A 4,335-nucleotide genomic window follows, 5' to 3' on the forward strand; every position below is an offset into this window, starting at 1 on the left:
GGCACACAGCCAGCGTTCATCCTGAGCCAGGATCAAACTCTCGAAAAAATTGACTGTCATGTTTATATATCTAGTTTTCAAAGAACATTATTGCTAATAATTTAGCCTATTAATCATAACATAAAATTAATTTCACCAAACAAAATTTTAATTTTTTTTGTGAATATTTTTGTTATTTCATATGCTTAAAAAGCACTTAATTAATATACTGTATTTTTTGCAAAAACCAAGTTTTTTTATAAAAAAAATACAAAATTTAATTTGTATTTTTTTACATTTTAAAAATTAGAATATTTTTTTATAAAGTTTAAATAATCATTAACTGAATAAGTGCTGAAAGCGCTTAAATATGAACTAGATTCATTAACAATTTGTAAAATTTCTTTTTGAGTATCCATTAATGACTCTTCAGCATAAATATTTAAATTTGATTTAATTGCAGAATTAAGCGAATTAATTACTAATTTAAGTAACACTTTTAATTCAGAATTATATTGATATGCATTTAATAAAATTTGTTCATTGGTAAGATTTAAATTCATTAAATCTTTGGTAATTTTTTCAAATAAATAATTTAAATTAGCATTAACAAATGAATCTTTAGATAAAGCAAGATCAGTTGCAGTTTGAACTTCTTCTAATAAGGTAAATAAAGTTGCTTTAGCATTAATAGTTTGAGCAATTTCTTGATTCAATTTTTCAACTTTTAAATTAATTCCATAAAGTGTAAATGGTTCTAAATTATTTGCTTGTTCTAAAACATTCATAAAATTTGAATATTGTTTATAACTATGAATAATGCCTGAATATTGTTGATTTAAACTTTGATTTAAATAAGTGTAATTTTTATCAATATTTACTGCAAGCATTAAATCTGAAATTAATTTAGCACGTTTGTTAACAAAAAGCGATTTATCATTTTGTTCTACTCTCATTTCAGATTCGTATTTATTTGCAATTAAAACATTAGCAAAAGTTTTAGTCAATTTATTAACTTGTGAGTGTAAAACAGTAATGAAATTTCTTAAACTGGTTTGTAAGGTTGCTAAATCTGGTTCTAAATTAAATAATTCTTGTTTATAAAGACTTAAATTATCTAAAAAGTTTTTCATTTCGTTTGGATTTTTCATTCATTCATATTGTCTTTCCGCATGATGAATGAATTCTTTTAATAAAGTAACGGTAGTTTCATCAAAATTATTGTTTTCAGAAAAACTAAAATATAAATCTCTTAAATTTGCTCTAATTTCTAAGTTTAAATTGGTATATGATTCTTTATTTTGTTCATAATTTTTGATTAGTCTCTGAGCACTATTATTTAATAAAATTAAATTATTAATATCAAATTCAGTATTGATTAATTGATTGTAAATTTCATCTAAATAATATTGCACATCATTTTTCATTGCTTCAGTTGGGACTTCGTTAACTAATGATAATAAACGATTGAAAATTGAATCTGTTTCCAAAAATTTAGCAATTAATTTTTCTTGAGCATTTAATTGAGTAGCAATTAAGTTATTTAAATTATCAAAAATAGGTTTTCTTTCTTCTTTAGTAGAAGTTTCTGATAATAAATTAATTAAGTTAGCTAAATTTAAATTAGAGTTATTGACAATTTCAGCTTTTAAATTAACTTCACGAATTCCATCGATTTCTAAAGCATAAAGTGCTACAATTTGTCCAATTTGTTTAGTTGATAATTTACCCTCTCAATTTTGAATTTCATCTTTAATTAAAGAATAGAAGGTATCATTAAATGATTTTTCAGTTCTAAATAATTGATTGTTTTGATCACTAAATCTAAATACTCAATCTGTTTTAAATTGTTCTAAAGCATTATCAATTAAAACTTTAGTGCTTTCAGTTAAATTTAAACTTTCTCTATTATTTACATAATAATTATTAACTCTTGCAATTTGTTGATCTAATGTCTGAATTTCATTTGTTTTATTTTCAACATTATGATTAGCTTTTCAACCTAAATAACCACCAATTGTTCCGGCAGCTACCAAAGCTGAAGCTAAAGCGAATGCTCCAATTAAGGTTCTTTTTTTCATAATTAGTTCCCCTCTGAGTTATTAATTGTTTGCAAGAAATTTTCAATAATTAAATTTAATCTGTTGAAAGCTAAAATTGTTTGATCGATAGTATCAGCACTTAATAATTCAATAAATTTTTGTGCTTGTTTTTTATTAGTTTCTGATGTGGTTTCTTTTGCAATGATTTCATTTAATTTGGCAATTTTATCATTTTTAACTAATGGTAAAAGTTCTAAAGCTAATGATGTATTTTCTTTAATTAAATTTGCAACTGCTTTTTGGTCATATAAAGTAGATTTAATATTAATGTTATTTTCTAACACTTGGTTAAGTTTTTGATTTTGATCATCACTAAAAAGTTCTTTATTTTGATTAAATGTATTTAAAGTTTGATTTAAATAAGTTAATTGGAAAACATTAAGATTTAATAAATTAATTTGATTTGCAAATTCTGCTTCATAATTTTTAGCTTGATTAATAAAATCAGTAATTGAATTTATTTCTAAATGACGCATCCCTTCAATGTATTTTAAATAATCATCAATTGAAATGTAAACATTATCTAAACTATCTAATCTTAAAGATAATAATTTTTGTTGAAAACTGTTAAATTGTTCATTCATTAATGAAACTAATGAATAGTTTTTTAATAATTCAAAATATTCAGTTACAAAATCAATGTTTTGACTATCACTATAGAATTTTGTTTCTGCATCATTAATAAAAGCTTCCAGTCTCATGTAATAATATGGACTAAAGTTTGCTTTACCAAATGTATTAATTGATTCATAAAGATTTCTAAAAGTTGATTTAATAGTTTCTTTGTCTGATGATAATAAAGAAAGCATTCTTTGAATTCTATTCAAATAATAATTAATTGATTCAAGTAAAATTCCATTATTAGTTGCTAATAAATCAAAATTGTTAATTACAACTGAATATAACCCTTCAATAAATTCACTCACTGAAGAAATTTGTTGTTCAGTTAAAGTTGAATTTTTAATAATTTGTTCTTTAACATAAATTAATTGATTAGCTAAATCCACATAATTTTTTCTAAATTGATTATCATTAGTACTTCTTTTAAGATTTAAAACATTATTAGCAATTGCTAAATAAGCTTCTTTAAATAATTCAAATTCAGTTAAAGTATAATCATTGTTATATCTAAAATCATTAATTTTTTGAGTTACATTTTCTAATAATTTATTACTGTATTGGCTACCGAAAAATGCAATATTATTTAAATTCTGTTCTTCAAACTCGTTAATAATTAAATCTAATTCTGTATTTAAATTTAATTGTTGAACATATAAGTCTTTTAAACTATTTAGAAATTCAGCTAAATTGTCATTAAATGCTTCTGGATTTGCTTTTGTTTTTGAACTTAAAGTTTCTAACAATTCATTAGCTTTATTTTTTAATGAGATTTCATTAAATAATTTAGCAATTTCTTTGTTTTCTGTTGCAATCTTGCCAGTAGTTTTTGCTTCAACACTTAAATTCATTTCTAAATTCAAAATTGTCAAATCAATTAATAGATTTTGGATTTCTTGATTATCAACTTTTTTAAGTTTATTTAATTGAACTGCAAAATTAAGTTTATTAATTAATTTTTTTACCAAATCATTTGAAAGATTTTTACGATTATTTTTTCAAATAGTTTTTGCTTCGTTAGTTTTTGCTTCCAATTTATTTAAATATAAATTTTGTTTTGGACTATTATTAGTTTGCTCTTTTTTATTGTGCATAAAAATCAATGCTGAACCTAAGCCTACAACAGGCACAGCAACTAATGCACATGCTAATCCTAATATTCTTTTAGTTTTTTTCATTATAATCAACCTCATATTCCATTAACTCTTTGAGCAGCGCTTAAAATTAATCCATCTTCGCCTGAATTTTTATAAATATAAAAATCTGCAATAACTGCAATTGAAATTGCAATTAATACTAAAAAAATCACAAGTAATACATAAAGTAAAATAGTTACTATTTTTTTATTTTTTGCTTGAGTTTCTTTTGTGGTTTGAATATTTTGTTCCATAAAACTCCTTAAGTTACTTTAATTAGAAAAAGTAACAAAAATCACCTATTTTTGTTTTTATTTGTTTGCTTTATTTTACCATATTATTAATATCTTTTTATATATACTAAATATATTTAAAATAAAAAGCATATTTTTTTATTTTAAATAATTAAATAAAAAAACGCCTTGTGGCGCAAGTTCTCTGAAAACTGAATAGTAATAATGATTTATTGAAATGTCTTAAGACACATCATTGTAAATAAT

3 protein-coding genes are annotated in these 4,335 nt (G+C 22.3%); all 3 read right to left on the reverse strand.

The window, feature by feature from the left end; genetic code table 4:
- Nucleotides 1-278: 278 nt before the first annotated feature.
- From Q346_RS0100045 to Q346_RS0100055, 3 genes are read right to left on the reverse strand one after another with little or no spacing between them, the layout of a single operon-like run.
- A complete protein-coding gene (locus tag Q346_RS0100045; protein WP_027332519.1) occupies nt 279-2,060 on the reverse strand; it encodes a hypothetical protein in 1,782 nt (593 codons plus the stop codon).
- Nucleotides 2,061-2,062: 2 nt separating this feature from the next.
- Entirely contained in the window at nt 2,063-3,877 is a 1,815-nt protein-coding gene (locus Q346_RS0100050) for a hypothetical protein (protein ID WP_027332520.1), read from the reverse strand.
- Entirely contained in the window at nt 3,877-4,089 is a 213-nt protein-coding gene (locus tag Q346_RS0100055) for a hypothetical protein (protein ID WP_027332521.1), read from the reverse strand. Before Q346_RS0100055 ends, Q346_RS0100050 begins: the two co-directional genes overlap by 1 nt.
- Nucleotides 4,090-4,335 lie beyond the last annotated feature (246 nt).

It is taken from the genome of Mycoplasmopsis gallinarum DSM 19816, from assembly GCF_000621085.1.
Taxonomy (GTDB): Bacteria; Bacillota_I; Bacilli_A; order Mycoplasmatales; family Metamycoplasmataceae; genus Mycoplasmopsis; species Mycoplasmopsis gallinarum.